Annotated in this window: 11 protein-coding genes; 3 read left to right on the top strand and 8 right to left on the bottom strand. The window is 42.5% G+C overall.

The window, feature by feature from the left end:
• Positions 1–90 precede the first annotated feature (90 nt).
• The 5 genes from BACINT_RS12095 to BACINT_RS12075 all read right to left on the bottom strand — a co-directional run bounded on the left by BACINT_RS12095 (position 91) and on the right by BACINT_RS12075 (position 7,877).
• Entirely contained in the window at positions 91–1,680 is a 1,590-nt protein-coding gene (locus tag BACINT_RS12095; RefSeq protein WP_007663407.1) for an endonuclease/exonuclease/phosphatase family protein, read from the bottom strand.
• Between the two features lie 30 nt (positions 1,681–1,710).
• A complete protein-coding gene (locus BACINT_RS12090; protein ID WP_007663406.1) occupies positions 1,711–2,823 on the bottom strand; it encodes an endonuclease/exonuclease/phosphatase family protein in 1,113 nt (370 codons plus the stop codon).
• Positions 2,824–2,840: 17 nt separating this feature from the next.
• A complete protein-coding gene (locus tag BACINT_RS12085) occupies positions 2,841–3,794 on the bottom strand; it encodes a D-2-hydroxyacid dehydrogenase (RefSeq protein WP_007663404.1) in 954 nt (317 codons plus the stop codon).
• Positions 3,795–3,920: 126 nt separating this feature from the next.
• Positions 3,921–5,195: a replication-associated recombination protein A gene (locus BACINT_RS12080; RefSeq protein WP_007663402.1), complete on the bottom strand. Its 1,275-nt coding sequence runs from the start codon at positions 5,193–5,195 to the stop codon at positions 3,921–3,923.
• 93 nt (positions 5,196–5,288) lie between these two features.
• Complete coding sequence (locus BACINT_RS12075; RefSeq protein ID WP_007663400.1) at positions 5,289–7,877, bottom strand: DUF5686 and carboxypeptidase-like regulatory domain-containing protein; 2,589 nt, start codon at positions 7,875–7,877, stop codon at positions 5,289–5,291.
• A gap of 198 nt (positions 7,878–8,075) precedes the next feature.
• On the opposite strand from BACINT_RS12075, the gene BACINT_RS12070 reads away from it, so the two are divergent.
• Complete coding sequence (locus BACINT_RS12070) at positions 8,076–9,200, top strand: glycosyltransferase family protein (RefSeq protein ID WP_007663392.1); 1,125 nt, start codon at positions 8,076–8,078, stop codon at positions 9,198–9,200.
• Here BACINT_RS12070 and BACINT_RS12065 read toward each other — a convergent pair.
• Positions 9,181–10,275 (bottom strand): UDP-N-acetyl glucosamine 2-epimerase, encoded by a 1,095-nt coding sequence (locus BACINT_RS12065; RefSeq protein WP_007663391.1) that lies wholly within the window; start codon positions 10,273–10,275, stop codon positions 9,181–9,183. The two genes, BACINT_RS12070 and BACINT_RS12065, sit on opposite strands and share 20 nt — an antisense overlap.
• Before the next feature lie 121 nt (positions 10,276–10,396).
• Between BACINT_RS12065 and BACINT_RS12060 the strand changes: the two genes are divergently transcribed.
• Positions 10,397–11,035: a trimeric intracellular cation channel family protein gene (locus tag BACINT_RS12060; RefSeq protein WP_007663390.1), complete on the top strand. Its 639-nt coding sequence runs from the start codon at positions 10,397–10,399 to the stop codon at positions 11,033–11,035.
• A 112-nt stretch (positions 11,036–11,147) separates the two neighbouring features.
• Here BACINT_RS12060 and BACINT_RS12055 read toward each other — a convergent pair whose 3' ends face one another.
• Together BACINT_RS12055 and BACINT_RS12050 are read right to left on the bottom strand one after the other, a co-directional pair.
• Complete coding sequence (locus tag BACINT_RS12055; RefSeq protein WP_007663389.1) at positions 11,148–12,809, bottom strand: IS1182 family transposase; 1,662 nt, start codon at positions 12,807–12,809, stop codon at positions 11,148–11,150.
• A gap of 139 nt (positions 12,810–12,948) precedes the next feature.
• Positions 12,949–15,849: a M16 family metallopeptidase gene (locus tag BACINT_RS12050; protein ID WP_007663388.1), complete on the bottom strand. Its 2,901-nt coding sequence runs from the start codon at positions 15,847–15,849 to the stop codon at positions 12,949–12,951.
• 264 nt (positions 15,850–16,113) lie between these two features.
• Here BACINT_RS12050 and BACINT_RS12045 point away from each other — a divergent pair, with 264 nt between their 5' ends.
• The gene (locus tag BACINT_RS12045) at positions 16,114–16,617 is read left to right on the top strand and encodes an RNA polymerase sigma factor (protein ID WP_021967203.1); all 504 of its coding nucleotides are present in this window, start codon (positions 16,114–16,116) and stop codon (positions 16,615–16,617) included.
• The last annotated feature ends 300 nt before the right edge of the window (positions 16,618–16,917 follow it).

Below are 16,917 nucleotides of genomic sequence, written 5' to 3'. Positions count from 1 at the left end.
CGAGTACAATTGTGGCATATGGAAGGATAAAGTATGGCATAAAAGATATGGCCGCTTTCTAAGTTTGTGCTGCGGGCACTTAGTCAAGTTTTAGGGAAGTACTACCTTATATGTCGTGCATCTGTTTTGTGCATCGTAGGCACGTACTAGATAGAAGCCACTCGCAAGGTTTTTGACAGGCAGTGTGAAGTGCTTTTCCGTATTTCCGGCGTTGTTGGTATCATATGCAGCAATGATTTGTCCGCCAATATTGACAATTTCGGCACGGATGAGTACAAAGTCGGTATTACTCACCAAAGTAAGGTAACCACTGCGTGGATCACCAATCAACTCAATATCAGGGTGCGAAAGGGTAGGGGATTCAATACCTGTAGTAGTGCCCAGCTTTATGAAGGTAACGATGGGATTATGGTCGGAGCAGCGGTACATATTATCTTTCTGCGGTTTACCTCCAATAATTTTAAGTACGCCAGGCTCATCGGCATTGATATGAAAAGGATGAGCATAACATATTTGAGCATCCAATGTAGCAGTAGCAAAACTATGGTCTAAATAACCAGTTGCGTAGCTATTGTTGCTAAAAAAGGCATAGCTGTATTCATTAGGCGCATATTTTTGAAGTTCGTTTATTAACTTGCCTTCTTCTAATACCCGGATGGGGTCTTCTTTGGAGTATGAGTTTAAGTCGCCAACTACGAGGACATCTTCGTCTTCAAAATAGGCAGTAACAGTTTTGATAAATTCAAGAGTAGCTTCAGCTTCGTGTACACGGCGCAGAACGTGGCTACCTTGACCATCGCCTGTATCGGCATATTCATCTGGTTTATTATAGCTATTATCTTTTGCTTTCCAGTGATTTAAGCAAACGATGAAACGCTCATTATTAGCCTTGAGATCAAAAGCCTGTGCTATCTTTCGGTCTGGTAGATATCCGTTGTCTGCCAATCTGTTTTTTTGAAGTTCTTTGAAAGGAATTACTGTATTACTGTTATAAATGAAGCAGGCCATGCCTTGATTAGCTGTTGAATTCTCAATGTATTTATATTGGTTTGTTTGACAGGCGGTGTTCAATGCAGTGCAGAGATCGTTCAGAGAAGAGTTTCCGAAAACTTCAAGTAGGGCATAGATATCGGCATCCATAGCTTTCAGTGCAGCTACTATCTTGGTTCGTTGTACGTCATTAACTCCTTTGTAGTTCTCGACATTAAAACTAACAACTTTCAGATTATAATCTTCTTCAATGTTACAGATTGTGGGACGTTCATTACCTTGAAACTCCGGTTTTTTTGTTAGCGTAATGGTGTATTTTCCATTACTGTAACTGGCGGTTCCAGTCAGTTTTGCTACGGTCTGTCCGATGCGACAGGTACCATTTGCATCAGTGAATGAGTAAACTCCTTGCTTTACAGTGATCTGATTATCTTGATTCTCTTTATTCTTTTGATTGAACATCTCTACACCGGGTAGATTCTTTTCTGTGGGAGTCCATAGCGGACCCTCAGAAAGAGTGATTGAACCGTAGGCATAGCTGTAATTGTTTGTCAGCGTCAGTGTATTAGTAATAGCCACTTCTTTCCCATCTAAAGCGTTCGTTTTAAAATCATCAGGGAAGATAACTTCTTGCTGTGCAAACAGCAATGCAGGTAATAAATGAATAAATAGGAGTAGTTGTCTTTTCATAAGCAAATGTTTTAGATGAATGATTTAGATTTATTTCTTTATTTTCATTTCCATCAGTACCGGGTTGTGGTCACTGCATAAGTCCAGATCAGGCGAGTAGTAACGGTATCCCTGAATGGCGGGTGAATGGAAAATATAGTCGATACGCAACAAACGTTTGAAGTAGCGGAAGGTATACATGTAACCCCGTCCACTGGTGCGGAACCCGTCTTTAAGTATATCACTTAATTCCGCATAGGTGTAGGAAGACGGCAAAGAGTTGAAGTCACCGCACACCACTACGGAGTAAGGACTGGCAAGGGCCAACTGGCGGATACTGTCAGTCTGTTCGGCACGCTTCACAAAGTTGTCGTGTAAAGTGTTGATAGCACCTTGTACAACTTCCACTTCACGACGGGTGTCATTTGTATTGTTAAGACCGCGTTCCCATTTCCGACGGTTTTGATTGACACTGGTAGTCTGCAAGTGGTTGTTGAGCAGACGGACAGTGTCTCTTCCTAATATGATGTCGCACTGCATGCTGCAGTTGGCACTTTGCGGATAAGAAATAAACCGGGGATTGATGAGTGGGTAACGGCTGAATATGGCGATAGGGAGCACTCCGCTGATGGAGTCTTCAGTGGGTATCAGGGCATATCGCCAGTGGGAAAATACATTGCGGATGCTGTCCATCGGAAAGTGCTGATTGTCGCCGAATTCCTGGAAGCAGAGTACATCTACTTCTTGCTGTTTCATGTAGCGGGCAATCTCTTTGCAGGAGTAGCCAGTAATCTCAGTTCCAAAATTGCCGACATTATAAGTGGCTACTTTCAAATATCCATCGGCATAGTTACTACTGTAATGTCCTTCAGGGATTTTTTTTGTGAAATTGAATTGAAAAACGGAAAGTATATAACCGTAGTTGAAAGCCAATGCCGCAAAAGGGATGAGGATCCAGCGACTGCGGGCAAATGCCCAACAGATAGCAACCAGTAGATTGCATATCAGCAATACTGGAAGAGCTAATCCCAACACAGGCATATATTTGGAATTAGCAGGATCAAAGTTCCCGGAAAAGGCGGAGATAATAGTAACAGTAGCCAGAATGATTGTCAGGATCACCGGAATACTACGGAAGAGACTGTGAATTTCTGATTTTCCCATGTTTATTAAAAGGAATGTTATTTTATAATATTTATCGGTTTCCCTTCCGCGTATGCTTTCAGGTTACTAACTGCTATATGTATCAGTCTCTGGCGTGCTTCAAAGTTGGCCCAGGCAATGTGTGGGGTGATGAAACAATTTCGTGCAGTCAATAACGGATTGTCTGAACGAGGTGGTTCTTCGGAAAGAACATCCAGTCCGGCGGCATATATTTGTCCGGTGTTCAAGGCATTGGCGAGATCTTGTTCATTAATGAGTGGCCCACGCCCGGTATTGATAATGATGGAGGTAGGTTTCATTAAAGAGAGACGGCTGGCATTGACCATTTCGCGAGTACTGTCGTTCAGCGGACAGTGCAGGCTGACGATGTCACATTCGTGGAATAATTGGTCGAGATCTGCTTTTCTGATTTCGGGTGGGAGTTGCAGACGCGATTTAGAAGTATAGGCCCATACCTTCATTCCGAAGCCAATGGCTATACGGGCAGTGTTATATCCAGTCTGTCCCAGACCGATGATTCCTATCTTCTTGCCGAGCAATTCAATAAGTGGGGTATTGTAGAAGCAAAAGTCAGGGTTCTTGCTCCAGTCTCCTCTGCTGACCTCTTCAGAGTAATGGCGTACTTGCTGAGTGATATTCAGTATGTGGGCAAATACCATTTGTCCTACGGAGGGAGTGCTATATGCAGGAATGTTGGTGACAATGATACCTCGTTCACGTGCGGCAGCTATGTCTACTACGTTGTAGCCTGTAGCCAGCACGCCGATATATTTCAGATCGGGCAGGGCAGCCATCATTTCGCTGTTGATCACTACTTTATTGGTGAGGAGGGCTTCTGCACCGGCAGCACGTTCCAGTACTTCAGCGGGGGCGGTACGGTCATAAATTACGCATTCGCCAAACTCTTTCAATTTGTCCCAGCAAAGATCACCGGGATTTGCGGTGTAACCGTCTAATACTACAGTTCTCATTCTGTTTATGTTTAAAGTGAGTACGCAAATTTAGGGAAAAGATTTAGGATTATGCTTATAATGGTATATTTTGTTGTGGTCGGTGTGTTTGTTGGAAGAAGTAGTATGGGATATATTAAGTAAGGATTATTTCTTAAATTTATCCTCGCCCCATAATGCTTTCATGCGTTCTGCATGTTTCTGCTCGGCAGCATTGTCTTGTGCTTCCCAAAGGCGACGTTTTTTCAGTTCATCGGGCATGAATTGCTGTTTCACGAAATGACCTGGATAGTCATGAGAATACTTATAATTGTCTCCGTAACCTAATTGTTTCATTAATTTGGTAGGTGCATTACGCAGATGCAACGGAACGGGTAGATTGCCCGTTTCCCGTACAAGTTCCAAAGCATTGTTGATGGCTATGTAGGCGGAATTACTCTTCGGGCTTGTAGCAAGATAAATAGTAGCCTCTGCTAGTGGAATACGTCCTTCGGGCCAGCCCACTTTCATTACAGCATCAAAACAGGCATTGGCAATCAGCATAGCATTTGGATTTGCCAGTCCGATGTCTTCCGATGCGGAAATAACGAGTCGGCGGGCAATAAAGGCAGGATCTTCCCCAGCTTCTACCATACGGGCGAGCCAATATACGGCACCATCGGGATCACTACCACGAATAGACTTAATGAAAGCAGATATGATATCATAATGCATTTCTCCATCCTTATCGTAAGCCAGAGGATTTTGTTGCAGACGTTCGGTAACTATCTCATCAGTAATGACCACCGGATCATTGGCTTCGGAAGAAACTACAAGGTCCAGAATATTAAGCAGTTTACGCGCATCTCCACCACTATAGCGGAGCATGGCAGTCGTTTCTTTCAGTTCGATTTTACGCTCTTTCAGAATATGGTCGGTGGTGACGGCACGTTGCAGTAATTCCATGAGGTCTTCTTTCTCCAAAGACTTCAGTACATAGAGTTGGCATCGTGACAGCAGTGGGCGGATTACCTCAAAAGAGGGATTTTCTGTAGTGGCACCTATCAATGTCACTGTACCTTGTTCCACTGCACCAAGCAAAGAATCTTGTTGCGATTTACTGAAACGGTGGATTTCATCAATAAACAGTATGGGGCTGCCTTGTGAGAAGAAGCGGTTGCTCTTGGCGCGTTCTATCACTTCGCGTACATCTTTCACACCACTGGTAACGGCACTCAATGTATAGAATGGAGTTTCCAGTTTATTGGCAATGATCTGTGCCAGTGTGGTTTTTCCTACACCCGGAGGTCCCCACAAAATAAATGAAGAGATACGTCCCGCATCAATCATCTTACGTAGTATTGCACCTGGTCCTACTAAATGTTTCTGACCGATGTACTCATCTAAAGTTTTAGGACGAAGCCTTTCTGCTAAGGGAGTCATGTGATTTAATTATGAATTAAGAATTATAAATTATGAATGACCATGCGGTAACTATAGCGTAGTCTAATTCATGAATTTATAATTCATCATTATTTAGAATATCATTAATATCATAAAGCGTATGCCTCCTTTCTTTACACCTGGAATATCCGTGTAAGTGAGGCGGCGTACATATTCGATATGCAACAGTTTGAAAATGTTGTAGATACCTACGCTGGCTTCCAGATAAGGAGTACTACCCATTACATGGCTGGTAGGCATACCGTCGCGCATAGGGAAGAGGAACAATTCGTCATTGTGGCTCTTATATGGGTTATTCTTATCCGTAAGTGTTCCGTACATGCCACGGATACGGAAAGTTTCGCGCCATTTCAGCTTTTTAATGAGGGGAATACGATTGAATAGCTTCCCGTTCATATCATAAGTGATGGCAAGAGAGGCATAACGGTCATTCAGGAATTCCATATTGTTGATAATGCTGAAAGACTCATTGTGCTGGGTGATATATGAAAGGTTTGCCATGGGCAGGTTCAGTAAAGGGAACGGTACTGTATTCCATTGGGCACCGGCACGGGCGGTGATGTCTAGTTTACCCCAGGAGCCAAACCAGAAACGTTTGCGGATACTGGCTTCAGTAAGATTGAAGTTATATTCGCCACCCAGCACACCTTTCAGACCAATGGTATGGGAAAGAGAGAAGATCGGGGCATCCAGAGACACCGGAACACGACGTTGCTTCGTATTGACAAATGTTTCCCCCGGAGCATAACGTAGGGTAACGCCAAGCTCGGTTGTAGTGATATCTTTGACGAATGTATTTGTGTCATCCCATGAACCAGCTATGTTGCCGTCGTTCTTCCAATATTGCAATACACCGCCGGCAGGTTCGTCATTGCGGTGGCGTGCCATAGCTTTGATGGAGAAACCGGCATTCGTTTCCAACTCATACGTCAGGGTAGCATCACGCATATATGACATTTGGTCTACCTTTGTCCACTTCCAGCCTACAAACATATTGTCCTTATCTGTTGAGAGGTATTTGTCCATCGGAGACATGACATCGTAGCTGTAATCGAAAGCGATATAATGTTTTGGGAATTCCCATAACACATACTCACGCTTATTAAATGAGTAGGCTGCCTGACCTTTATAGAACCATTTCTTATCTTTTGTACCATAAGCACCATATCCGCTGAAACTCCAGTGTGGGTCGAAGTTACCGGTAGTCATACCACTGAGGCGGAAACGTGTACCGTTTACATAATTACTTGTGATACTGGTATTGATAGGACCGAAGTCGAACTTGCTGGGGTGCTTTTTGCTTCCTGTTTCTACAAAGTTCTCTATCAGGGCTTTTGCACCGAAGATAACATACTTGAAGCCTGGAATCTGTTCAATGCGATTCATGAATACGTCCATGTTACTCTCCTTTTTGGTGAGGGGAACCTGGCGTACTGAAGCCCAGTATTCATCGCTCTTGTTAAGCATGTTGGCTTCCTTGATGACATTACCTTTCAGGCGGAAAAGACGGGGCTCTATATCTTCAAATTTGTAGTTACTGTACTTGGTAGTACGTTGTACTTCAAGTCCTTGCAAACCTTTCACGAATTGTAATTCTACAGTCATGTCGTCATCTGTCAGTACCCAGTTGCCATCCGGCATCTGTTCAAACTGCTGCACAATATCAAGATTGTCCACGAAGTTGACTCCAGTCTTTTTAGGGAGGTTCATGGTACATTTCTTCACTGCATAGGTGGAGTCTTTCACGACATAGAGATGTCCTGTAAAACCAAAGTCCTGCGAGTTCTGTGGAACGAAAGTAAGGTGTACACACTCCTGGCGGTCCACCATAATAGTATCCATAAGATAGAACTTATAAAAACTGATAGCGCCTCGTCCGATAGGGCTGACGAAACGGCGTTGCAACAGGCGGATGTCGTCATCATAGATATTGACGTCAGAGAATACATCGGTCAGAATGGTTCCCAGCATATCTCCAGTGTTGAAGAACTCTTCAATACCGCTGGAATTCATACCTTCGATAATAGTCTTTTCGCTTTTGGGACTTTTACGATAGATGGTTTTTGAAGACGTCTCTTTGATGGAAATAGGGAGAATCATCTTGTTGGTCTTGGGCGATATTTCTACCTGGTCCTTGAAGAATGAGAATTTTTTATAGATACCTTTCTCCATCTTCTCTGGAGTGACGTCGTTCATGGACATCTTCATCTTTTCATATTTCTGGTACTGATAGAAGTCATTGGCTTCCAGTTTCAGCCCTTTTTTATTTTCGATGACTTTTCTCATGAAATCCACGGCAGGGTTGTTTTTCCGGGAATATTTCTCTTTTTGAGGTTTTACCACTACTTCAGAGAGCATGACGTCGGCAGGTGCCATCTTCACGTTCAGCACTTTGGTGTTAGGAGTTAGTGTGACTTTCTTGGTCACATATCCGATGGCGGAGAATGTAAGCTCATTCCAACCTTTGCGGGTTTCTACTGTATATTCTCCTTCGGCATTGGTGATAGCACCTACACCTTTCCCCTCGTATTGAACGGTGATGTACATTAATGGTTCGTTGGTTAGGGAGTCGGTAACGACACCTTTTATCTGTGCGGATGCACTATGTGCAACAAATAGTGACAGCAGAAAAAGGATGATAGTTGTATATTGTTGTTTCATATTTAAGTCAGTATGAGGCTGCAAAGGTAGCAAATTACCATTAAATAAGAAGTAAATATAATCTAAAGAAATAAGAGGAATGTTTATATGCGCTCTTCTTTTATATCAAGGTAAAGGAAAAGATGCTGTTTTTTAGATTTTATGTTACCTTTGCAGGGATGAATAAATCTTGTCACAGCTTAACTATAAGAGTAATATATGAAACTTCATGTTGTTAGTTTTCAAGTGCCGTTCCCTCCTGATTATGGAGGGTTGATAGATGTGTATTATAAACTGAAGGCTCTGAAAGAAGCTGGCTGCTCGGTTGTTTTGCATACATATAGGTATGAGGTGGCTGAGCAACCTGATTTGCTTAAGGTGGTTGATGCCGTCTATTATTATGAACGCTTTACAGGTTGGTGCTCTATGTTTTCTTTTCGTCCTTATATTGTTTACAGTAGGAGAAGTAAGTTATTACTGGAACGTTTGTGTGAGGATGATTCCCCAATTCTGTTTGAAGGACTGCACACCTGTTATTTCCTCTCAAATCCTTTATTGAGAGACAGACAGAAATGGGTGAGGATGCATAATGTAGAGCATGATTATTATTACTTTTTGGGGAAGTCGTGTGTTTCTTGGTACGAGAAATGTTATTATTATTTGGAAGCTTGGAAATTGAAACATTATGAACGGGTATTGCTGTATGCTGATAAAATATTGGCTATTACCAATACGGATGCTCTTTATTTCACTCAGAAATATCCTTTTGTGTCGACTTATTGTCTGCCTTGTTTCTTTGATAACATTAGTGTAGAAACTGTGACGGATGTAAGTCCGGAGAATGAGAAGTATATACTATATCATGGAAATCTGTCTGTTCTTGAGAATGTTCGAGTGATTAATTATATTCTGGACAACTTGCTGCCTAAGTTGGATATAAATATGCGGGTGGTTATTGCCGGTAAAAATCCTGATAAGCATTTACGGGAGAAAATTTCCAGAATTCCGAATGTATCTCTTGTCGCAAATCCTTTGCAGGAAGAAATGAACTCTCTGATAGTCTTTGCACATATTCATTTACTGCTGACTTTCCAGAATACAGGAATCAAACTGAAGTTGATATATTCTTTGATGAAAGGGCATGGACATTGTCTAGTGAATTCGATGATGATTCCGGATCCAGGCTTTGAGGAAGTGTGTACAATTGCTGATGGACAAGAAGCACAAGTTATAGCTCTCCGTAAATTGTATCATACTCCTTTGATGCCTGAAGCGCTCCAATGGCGACAACAGGCTTTAACGAAAATGGGATATAACAATCAGGTTACTTTAATTCTCCATTAATCAACGTTTGCACAATACGTTCCGCTGTACGTCCGTCCCAACGGTCAGGTAACGTAGTATGTTTCCATTCGCCATGCATCAACGTTTCAAGTACGGCGGCAAATGCAACGGGGTCTTCGTTCACTAATTCATTAGTACCTACACGCCAAGTTTCGGGATGTTCGGCATAAGAGTTGAGCGTGATGCAGGGAACATCAAGGAAAGTAGCTTCTTCTGCAATGTTGCCGGAATCTGTGATGATACCTTTGGCATGGTTGATAAGATATCCGAAGTGCAGGTAACTTTGAGGCGGTAGAATGTGTAGGTTGGGTGCAGGTATTTCCAGCACTTTGATGGCTTTCTGCACGTATGGGTGCAGCGGAGCAATGATGGGCATACCTCCGGATTTATCCACTAATGTTTGTATCAGAGATTTAAGCACATTCTTTTTGTTCAGCAACTCGTGACGATTGAGAGTGAGTAATAGATAGCCGTGTCCTTTCAAGCCCATGGTAGAGAACCATACGGGTTGCAACAGGCGGTGACGGTTATAGCGGACGGTATCTATTAGAATATTACCTACATAGTGGATGTATTCGGGAATCATGCCTTCCTGATTCAGGTTGCGGTTAGCCACCATACCTGCGGTAAACAGATAGTCGGAAATGGCGTCTACAATGGTACGGTTCACTTCGCGAGGCATATTCATATCGAACGAACGGGTACCGGCAATGAGGTGTGCGACTTTCAGCCCGCGCTTCTTGGCAACGATAGAACAACTCATGGTGGCCGTAAGGTCATCTACAACAAGAACTACCTGGGCGGGATGTGTGTTCAATTCCTTTTCGAAGGCAAGCATGATGGCAGCTGTCACTTCCGATTGGTCATGTCCGCTGACTCCAAGATAACCATCGGGTTTCTTCATGTCCAGATCAGAGAACAGAGAGGCATCCAGACTGGTATCGTCTTGCCGTCCAGTATAAATAAGACGGTATGAAATTTTCTTTCCAGCTTCCTGTGCGGCTTTAATAGCCCGGGTGATAGGAGCTATTTTCATGAAGTTGGGGCGTGCACCCGATACGATTGTTATTTTCATTATATATAAATTGATGAGACAAAAATACGTTTTCTTAGGGAAATTATTTGTTACTTTGCCAATAAATTTAATGAATAGCAATTATAAATCATTAAACATTTAACGTTTATCATTGATTATTATGCCAACATTTGTTCAAATACTCGACTTTATAGGTACGTTTGCTTTTGCCATCAGTGGCATTAGGCTGGCTTCGGCAAAGCGGTTCGACTGGTTCGGGGCGTACGTGGTAGGTTTTGTAACTGCCATTGGTGGCGGTACGATACGTGATGTGCTGTTGGGGGTCACTCCGGGCTGGATGACAGATCCTATCTATTTGATTTGTACAGGATTGGCATTGCTGTGGGTGATTCTTTTTGGAAAACATCTGATTCATTTGCATAACACTTTCTTTATATTCGACAGCATTGGTTTGGCACTGTTTACAGTAGTCGGTGTGGGAAAAAGCATTGCACTGGGATATCCGTTCTGGGTAGCTATCATTATGGGTAGTATTACAGGTGCTGCAGGTGGTGTGATTCGTGATGTGTTTATCAATGAAATTCCACTGATTTTCCGAAAAGAGATTTATGCTATGGCGTGTGTAGTAGGCGGTACGGTTTACTGGATGTGCGATCTTATCGGGATACATTCATATGGATGTCAGGTGGCAGGCGGTATTTCAGTATTCGTCACACGTATTCTGGCTGTGAAGTATAATATCTGTCTGCCTATTCTCTCGGGAAGTGCGGCAGAAGTAGAAGATAAAGACAAGGATTAAAGATTTTGTTCCAAGAACAAACTGAATAATTGTAAAAGCGAATGGAAAAAGAAAAGGAGATGTGTCAAAACTAAGGCACATCTCCTTTTTTTATATTTAAATGTTTTTTTCTCTATGCGACTCTTTTTTCACTAATTTGGTAATACGCGGCTATATTCCTCGTATATTGCGTCATAATTGTTCTGATAAGAATACATATAATGCGTGCAGTCCCTCCCTTTCCTGCTTTTAGTAGTTTAGCGCACATTTTTTTGATATTAAAAGCTATAGCAAAGAAAGCAAAGTCCATCGTAACCTTGTCTTCTCCTTTATGTCTGAACCGGCGGTATGCCATGTTGTATTTCATTTGTCCAAACACAGCTTCCGGTTCTATACACCTCCTGCCTCTATGCTTGATACCTTCCTCTGAGAGCAATATTTCCCGTGCCTGCCGTTTGTATTGGTTTAACCGGTGATTGACTTCTATAATACGATTTCCCTGGGCTTTAAAGCAACTGCCACGCAAAGGACAACCCTCGCAATTTTGTGCTTTATAACGTGCACTTTCGGTGATGTATCCGCTTGCAGTTTTGTCACGTCTGGTCCCTATACGGTTCATGCGCTGCCCCATCGGACAAACGTAATAATCCTCCCCCGCATTGTAATGGAGACTTTCCGCATGGAACGGGTTGGGAGTATAACGGGGACGCTGCTCTTTATGGAAGTAGTTGTACTTGACAAAGGCCTCTATCCCGTTTTCCTGCATGAACCGGTAATTTTCTTCCGAGCCGTAACCGGAGTCTGCCACACCGATACCCGGTAAGCGGTTATAGCGGTGCTGGAAGGAGTGGAAGAAAGGGATCAGGGTCAGCGTATCGGTGGGGTTGGGAAACAGCCGGAAGTCTATGATGAATTGGTTTTCAGTACCTGTTTGTAAATTATACCCGGGCTTGGTCTGCCCGTTCTTCATGGCGTCTTCTTTCATACGCATGAATGTAGCATCAGGATCGGTCTTGGAATAGGAATTACGTTCTCCAAGGACTTCAAGGTGATTGTCGTATTCCATCAGCTTGTCACGATACCCTTCAAGTTCCCTGACCTGTTTCTTCTTTTCGCGCAGGGCTTTCTTTTGTTCCTTATCCTTTGTCGCAGGCTGGTGTTCTAGGACTTCTTTAAGTTCATCCACTATGTCAGAGAGCATGGCGGGAGTGAATTGGGCGGGTGTGTCTTTTACGGAGTTCTCTTGTGCAATGGCTTCGTCCACCTGTTCCAGAAGGATACGAATCTTGTCCAGCAACTTCGTGCGGTGCTTTTCAACACTCTTGCGCCAGACAAAAGTATATTTGTTGGCTTTGGACTCAATCTTGGTACCGTCGATATACTCCACGTCAAGACTGATGAAACCCTTATCGGCAAGGACAAGAACCAACTGCGTGAAAACGTTGTTTATCTCCTCCTTTACACGGTTACGGAAACGGTTGATGGTGATGAAATCCGGATGCTCATGACCGGCAAGCCAGATATAATGAATGTCACGCAAAAGAAGCTTCTCTATTTTACGACAGGAATAGATATTATTCATGTAAGCGTAGATAATTACCTTGAGCATCATTTTAGGATGATAAGCTGAGCGCCCCGTTTCTTTATAAAGCTTCTTGAAATTATCAAGATTGAGATTATCAACAACTGCATTGACTATGCGGACAGGGTCGTCCGCAGCTATGTTTTCATCAATTCTTTGTGGAAAAAGAACGGTTTGGTTGGGAATGTAAGGACGAAAATGTAACTTTGCCATAACGAAAAAAATGATGCCTAAAGTTACATAAACTTTGGGTAATAACAAAGCCTGGGCTTGGGAAAATCCGGGCTTTGTGCATAAAAAAGGTTGTGCCAGAGTTTTGACACAACCTCTTTTTAATTAAAGGAGATTCTTGTTAGAACATTGCGTCTTTCGTGTTGAACAATTTTCTTTCATTCAGTTTCACTACTTTGCCGTATTTCTCCAGCTTCTTCACGTCGATATCTTTCGGGTTACCCATGATACCGATACAGTATGGTTTACCTTTGACATTTTCTTCGTAGAACTTTACGATATCATCGAAAGTCAGGGCATCAACCTTAGGCAGATTCTCTTTGGTAGGATCATCGTTATAGCCTACACGTTGCAATGATCTCATATACTCGGCTTTGTTACGGAAAGAAGGATGTGTAGTCAGCATCTCCTGGCGCATGTAGCTCTTGATGTTGTCTATACGGTCAGCATTCTTTGGCATGTCTGTAATCAACCCCATGAATACATCCAATGCATCGTTGGCTTTATCATTCTGTGTACCGATGTTACCGAACAGATAAGTCGGGTTGCCAGGCAATGAAGGTGTACCGATATATGCTCCGGCTGAATAAGCCATAGAACGTTTTCCACGGATTTCATCCAATACCAATCCATTGAAACCACCAGAGAAGTATTGATTGAATGCATCGCGAATCACGTCATCTTTCTTGTCGAATTTCTCCATTGGCATGAAGAAGTAGATTTGAGCCTGTTCAGCATCAGAGTTCGGCAGGAAGTAAACAGTGTTCTCCGTTACGGTAGCCATAGGTTTGTCCTGCGGTGAAGTGGTCGGTTTTTCGTTGGCAACCAGTGGCAGGTTTTTGCTGAGAACTTCATAAGCATTGTCGAAAGGCATTGTTCCGCAATAGAAGATTTCTGCTTCATAGTTGGCTGCGCGGTTGATGTCACCTGTCAACTCGGAAATCTGTAATTCATAAACTTCCTTGTCTGTCAGTTCGTCGATGTAGGATGATTTATCCTGGTAAATCATATACTGCATAAGTGCGCTGGACAAAGCGTTTACGTTTTCCTTGCGTTGCTGACGGCTACCCAACATGGAACCTTTGATACGGCTCAGCTGCTTTTCGTCCAGTTTCGGCATCAGAATCTGACGGGCGAGGAGCTGGCAAGCTTGCGGCAAAGTTTCTTCATAACCTTCCATGGTGATGTAGAGATAGTTGCTGTTAGCACTTACTTCACAAGTAGCATTCAGTTTACCAAGCTCTTCTTTCAATTGTTGTGGCTCGTAAGCACCCATGATACCTGCATTATTCATCAGGTCTGCTGCGATACCCAGTTTGCGGAATTCGCGCTCACCAACACCGTAACGCAGTGTTAAGCTGAATACATTATTTTCCGGATTCTGTGTATAGTACATCTTAGAGCGGTCGTTCAATTGTTTGCTTTGTACGTCAGCGAAGTTGATGAACTTCTCATCTACTTGTCCGATTGGCATGTTCTTGAATTGCGTAGCATACAGTGATTGTTTTCCTACAGGAGGTTCGATAGGTTTATATCCCGGTTTCTTAATTTTGGTACTCTTATCGAGTTTTCCTTTTTCGATGTAAATGGCAAGATAATCATTTGTCAGGTATTGCTTGGCAACACGTTTGATATCTTCTGTTGTGATAGCCATTACTTCATCTTTGTAGTTGAGAACTTGTCCCAGGTCTTCTTCACTGATGAAAGCATCCATCAACATATGTGCTTTGTAAGTGTTAGACTCCATTCTGCGGTCGAAATCACGACACATATTGTTCTTAATAGAATTGATTTGCCATTCTTCAAATTCACCGTTAGCTACTTTCTCAATAGCTTTCAGAGCTTTCTTTTCAGCACTCTTATTTGATTCGAAGCGACGTTGGTTTTCGTCGTACAAAGGGATGCAACGCACGATATTACGGCCTTGTTCGCGACGACTGTCTGAATAAGCAAATCCTTGTGTCAATTCACCGTCAATGGTCAGCTTGTCCAGTGTACCGGTGTTGCTGTTATTGCTCAACAGAGACATAGCGATATCCAAAGGCTTTTCATCGGGATGTCCGGAAGGTACGCCTTTATATACGAGGCATACATTGGGATAATAACCGATCTTTGCATTATATTGCTTACGGCCTTTGATTTCAAGGTCGGGATAAGTTTTACGTTCGGGAGTCGGTTTAGCTTGCAGGCGTCCGAAAGTAGCGTTGATACGTCCGCTGATTTGTTTAGCATCTACGTTACCAACGAGGATGAGCACCATGTTTTCCGGAGTGTACCAATCGTTATAATAGTCGATCAACTTACTCAAACGTGGGTTTTTCAGGTGTTCCGGCAATCCGATAATAGGGCGTGCGTAGGGATGTCCTTCGTATGCCTTGCTTGAGATGAACTCTTGCTGTACGCTGCTTGGATTGTCTTGGTACATGTTATATTCCTCATATACACTTTCCAGCTCGGTCTGGAAAGTACGGAATACTGGATTAATCATACGTTGTGAGTAGATTTCCAACCATTTATTGATTTGGTAAGGAGGGAATGAGTTGTGATAATAAGTCACATCGAAACTTGTTCCGGCATTCAATCCTTTTCCACCCATACTTTCTATCAGATTCATGAATTCGGTAGATACACTTACTTTAGCGGCTTCTACTGTCAATTCATTGATTTCTTTAGCAATGGCTTCTTTCTTTACGGGATCGGCTTCATCCGCCATTTCATCGTACTTGGCAATGATTTTATCATAAAGCGGCTTTTCGGTAGCCCAGTCCAGAGCCCCGATCTTGTCGGTACCCTTAAACATTACGTGCTCCAGGTAGTGTGCCAGTCCGGTATATTCTGCCGGATCGTTCACTGAGCCTGTTCGGCAGGCCACAATACCATATACATCCGATTTGGTGTTGTCTTCCCATATATATACGGAAAGGCCATTCTTCAGCTTGAATGCTTTCAGCCCTTGACCGTATGACGGCAGAGCGATAGCCATGATAGCCAGAAGAATAATGGAATTAATAATTCGTCTCATAAAATAAAGTGTTTTTAAATAAAGTGTTTTTGCTATATGTAGGCAAAACTATAAAAAAATCACAAACACTTTACGAAATCTTCGGAAAAAGATACGCTTTTTTTAAAAAGACCGCCAGAAAACTCTCAAAATGGGGGTGAAAACTGCCATTTGATAGTTTTTGCCCTAAATAAAAACAAAACTCGACCCCTCGGAAACTTGAAACTTCCCTATACTTGCAATCGTGAATTTAAAATAATTATTAACTATTTAAAAGAGCAAAGTATGAATACCTACAGTTTTAGGAAGGATTTGATTAGTGTGCAAGAAGAACTGCTTCGCTTTGCATATAAGTTGACAGCCGATAAAGAGGAGGCGAATGATTTATTGCAGGAAACCTCACTCAAAGCGTTGGATAACGAAGACAAGTACATGCCCGATACAAATTTCAAAGGGTGGATGTACACCATTATGCGGAATATCTTTATTAATAATTACCGCAGAATTGTTCGCGAACAAACTTTCGTGGATCAGACAGATAACCTTTATCATTTAAACCTGCCGCAAAACTCCGGTTTTGCAAGCGCTGAAGGAACTTATGATTTGAAAGAGATGCACCGCATTGTCAATTCATTACCTCGTGATTATAAAGTCCCCTTCTCCATGCACGTTTCCGGTTTCAAGTATCGTGAAATAGCCGATCGGCTCGGATTGCCTTTAGGAACTGTCAAAAGCCGCATATTCTTTACCCGCCAGCGGCTACAACAAGAATTGAAAGACTTTGTTTAAAAACTACAGGTTAGGCTGCGAGCTTGACTATGAGCCTCTTACAGTGTGATTCTGTAAATTAAGCCTATATGGCTTTAACCGAATAGCCCAGGGCAGTGCCCTGGGTATATTTATGTGTACGCATTGGTGAAGACTGCTTGAATTGTGAAGAAATGAAATTCTGCTTTCAATATGATATAAAACATAACTTTTATAATAAATATTTAGCTCTTGTTTTTGACTATATGTCAGAATAAACCCCTATATTTGTACTTATTAAGTTAACTTACTAATCCATATATGTTAAACCGCTAACTACCG

This window comes from Bacteroides intestinalis DSM 17393, assembly GCF_000172175.1.
Lineage (GTDB): Bacteria > Bacteroidota > Bacteroidia > Bacteroidales > Bacteroidaceae > Bacteroides > Bacteroides intestinalis.
Note: the sequence above shows the minus strand (reverse complement) of the source record. Positions and strands in the feature narration are given on the sequence as shown.

Bases quoted from the DNA above. Each gene is read 5' to 3' on its own strand.
- BACINT_RS12095 (WP_007663407.1), bottom strand. From the start codon at position 1,680: ATGAAAAGACAACTACTCCTATTTATTCATTTATTACCTGCATTGCTG.
- BACINT_RS12060 (WP_007663390.1), top strand. From the start codon at position 10,397: ATGCCAACATTTGTTCAAATACTCGACTTTATAGGTACGTTTGCTTTT.
- BACINT_RS12090 (WP_007663406.1), bottom strand. From the start codon at position 2,823: ATGGGAAAATCAGAAATTCACAGTCTCTTCCGTAGTATTCCGGTGATC.
- BACINT_RS12070 (WP_007663392.1), top strand. From the start codon at position 8,076: ATGAAACTTCATGTTGTTAGTTTTCAAGTGCCGTTCCCTCCTGATTAT.
- BACINT_RS12085 (WP_007663404.1), bottom strand. From the start codon at position 3,794: ATGAGAACTGTAGTATTAGACGGTTACACCGCAAATCCCGGTGATCTT.
- BACINT_RS12055 (WP_007663389.1), bottom strand. From the start codon at position 12,809: ATGGCAAAGTTACATTTTCGTCCTTACATTCCCAACCAAACCGTTCTT.
- BACINT_RS12050 (WP_007663388.1), bottom strand. From the start codon at position 15,849: ATGAGACGAATTATTAATTCCATTATTCTTCTGGCTATCATGGCTATC.
- BACINT_RS12080 (WP_007663402.1), bottom strand. From the start codon at position 5,195: ATGACTCCCTTAGCAGAAAGGCTTCGTCCTAAAACTTTAGATGAGTAC.
- BACINT_RS12075 (WP_007663400.1), bottom strand. From the start codon at position 7,877: ATGAAACAACAATATACAACTATCATCCTTTTTCTGCTGTCACTATTT.
- BACINT_RS12065 (WP_007663391.1), bottom strand. From the start codon at position 10,275: ATGAAAATAACAATCGTATCGGGTGCACGCCCCAACTTCATGAAAATA.
- BACINT_RS12045 (WP_021967203.1), top strand. From the start codon at position 16,114: ATGAATACCTACAGTTTTAGGAAGGATTTGATTAGTGTGCAAGAAGAA.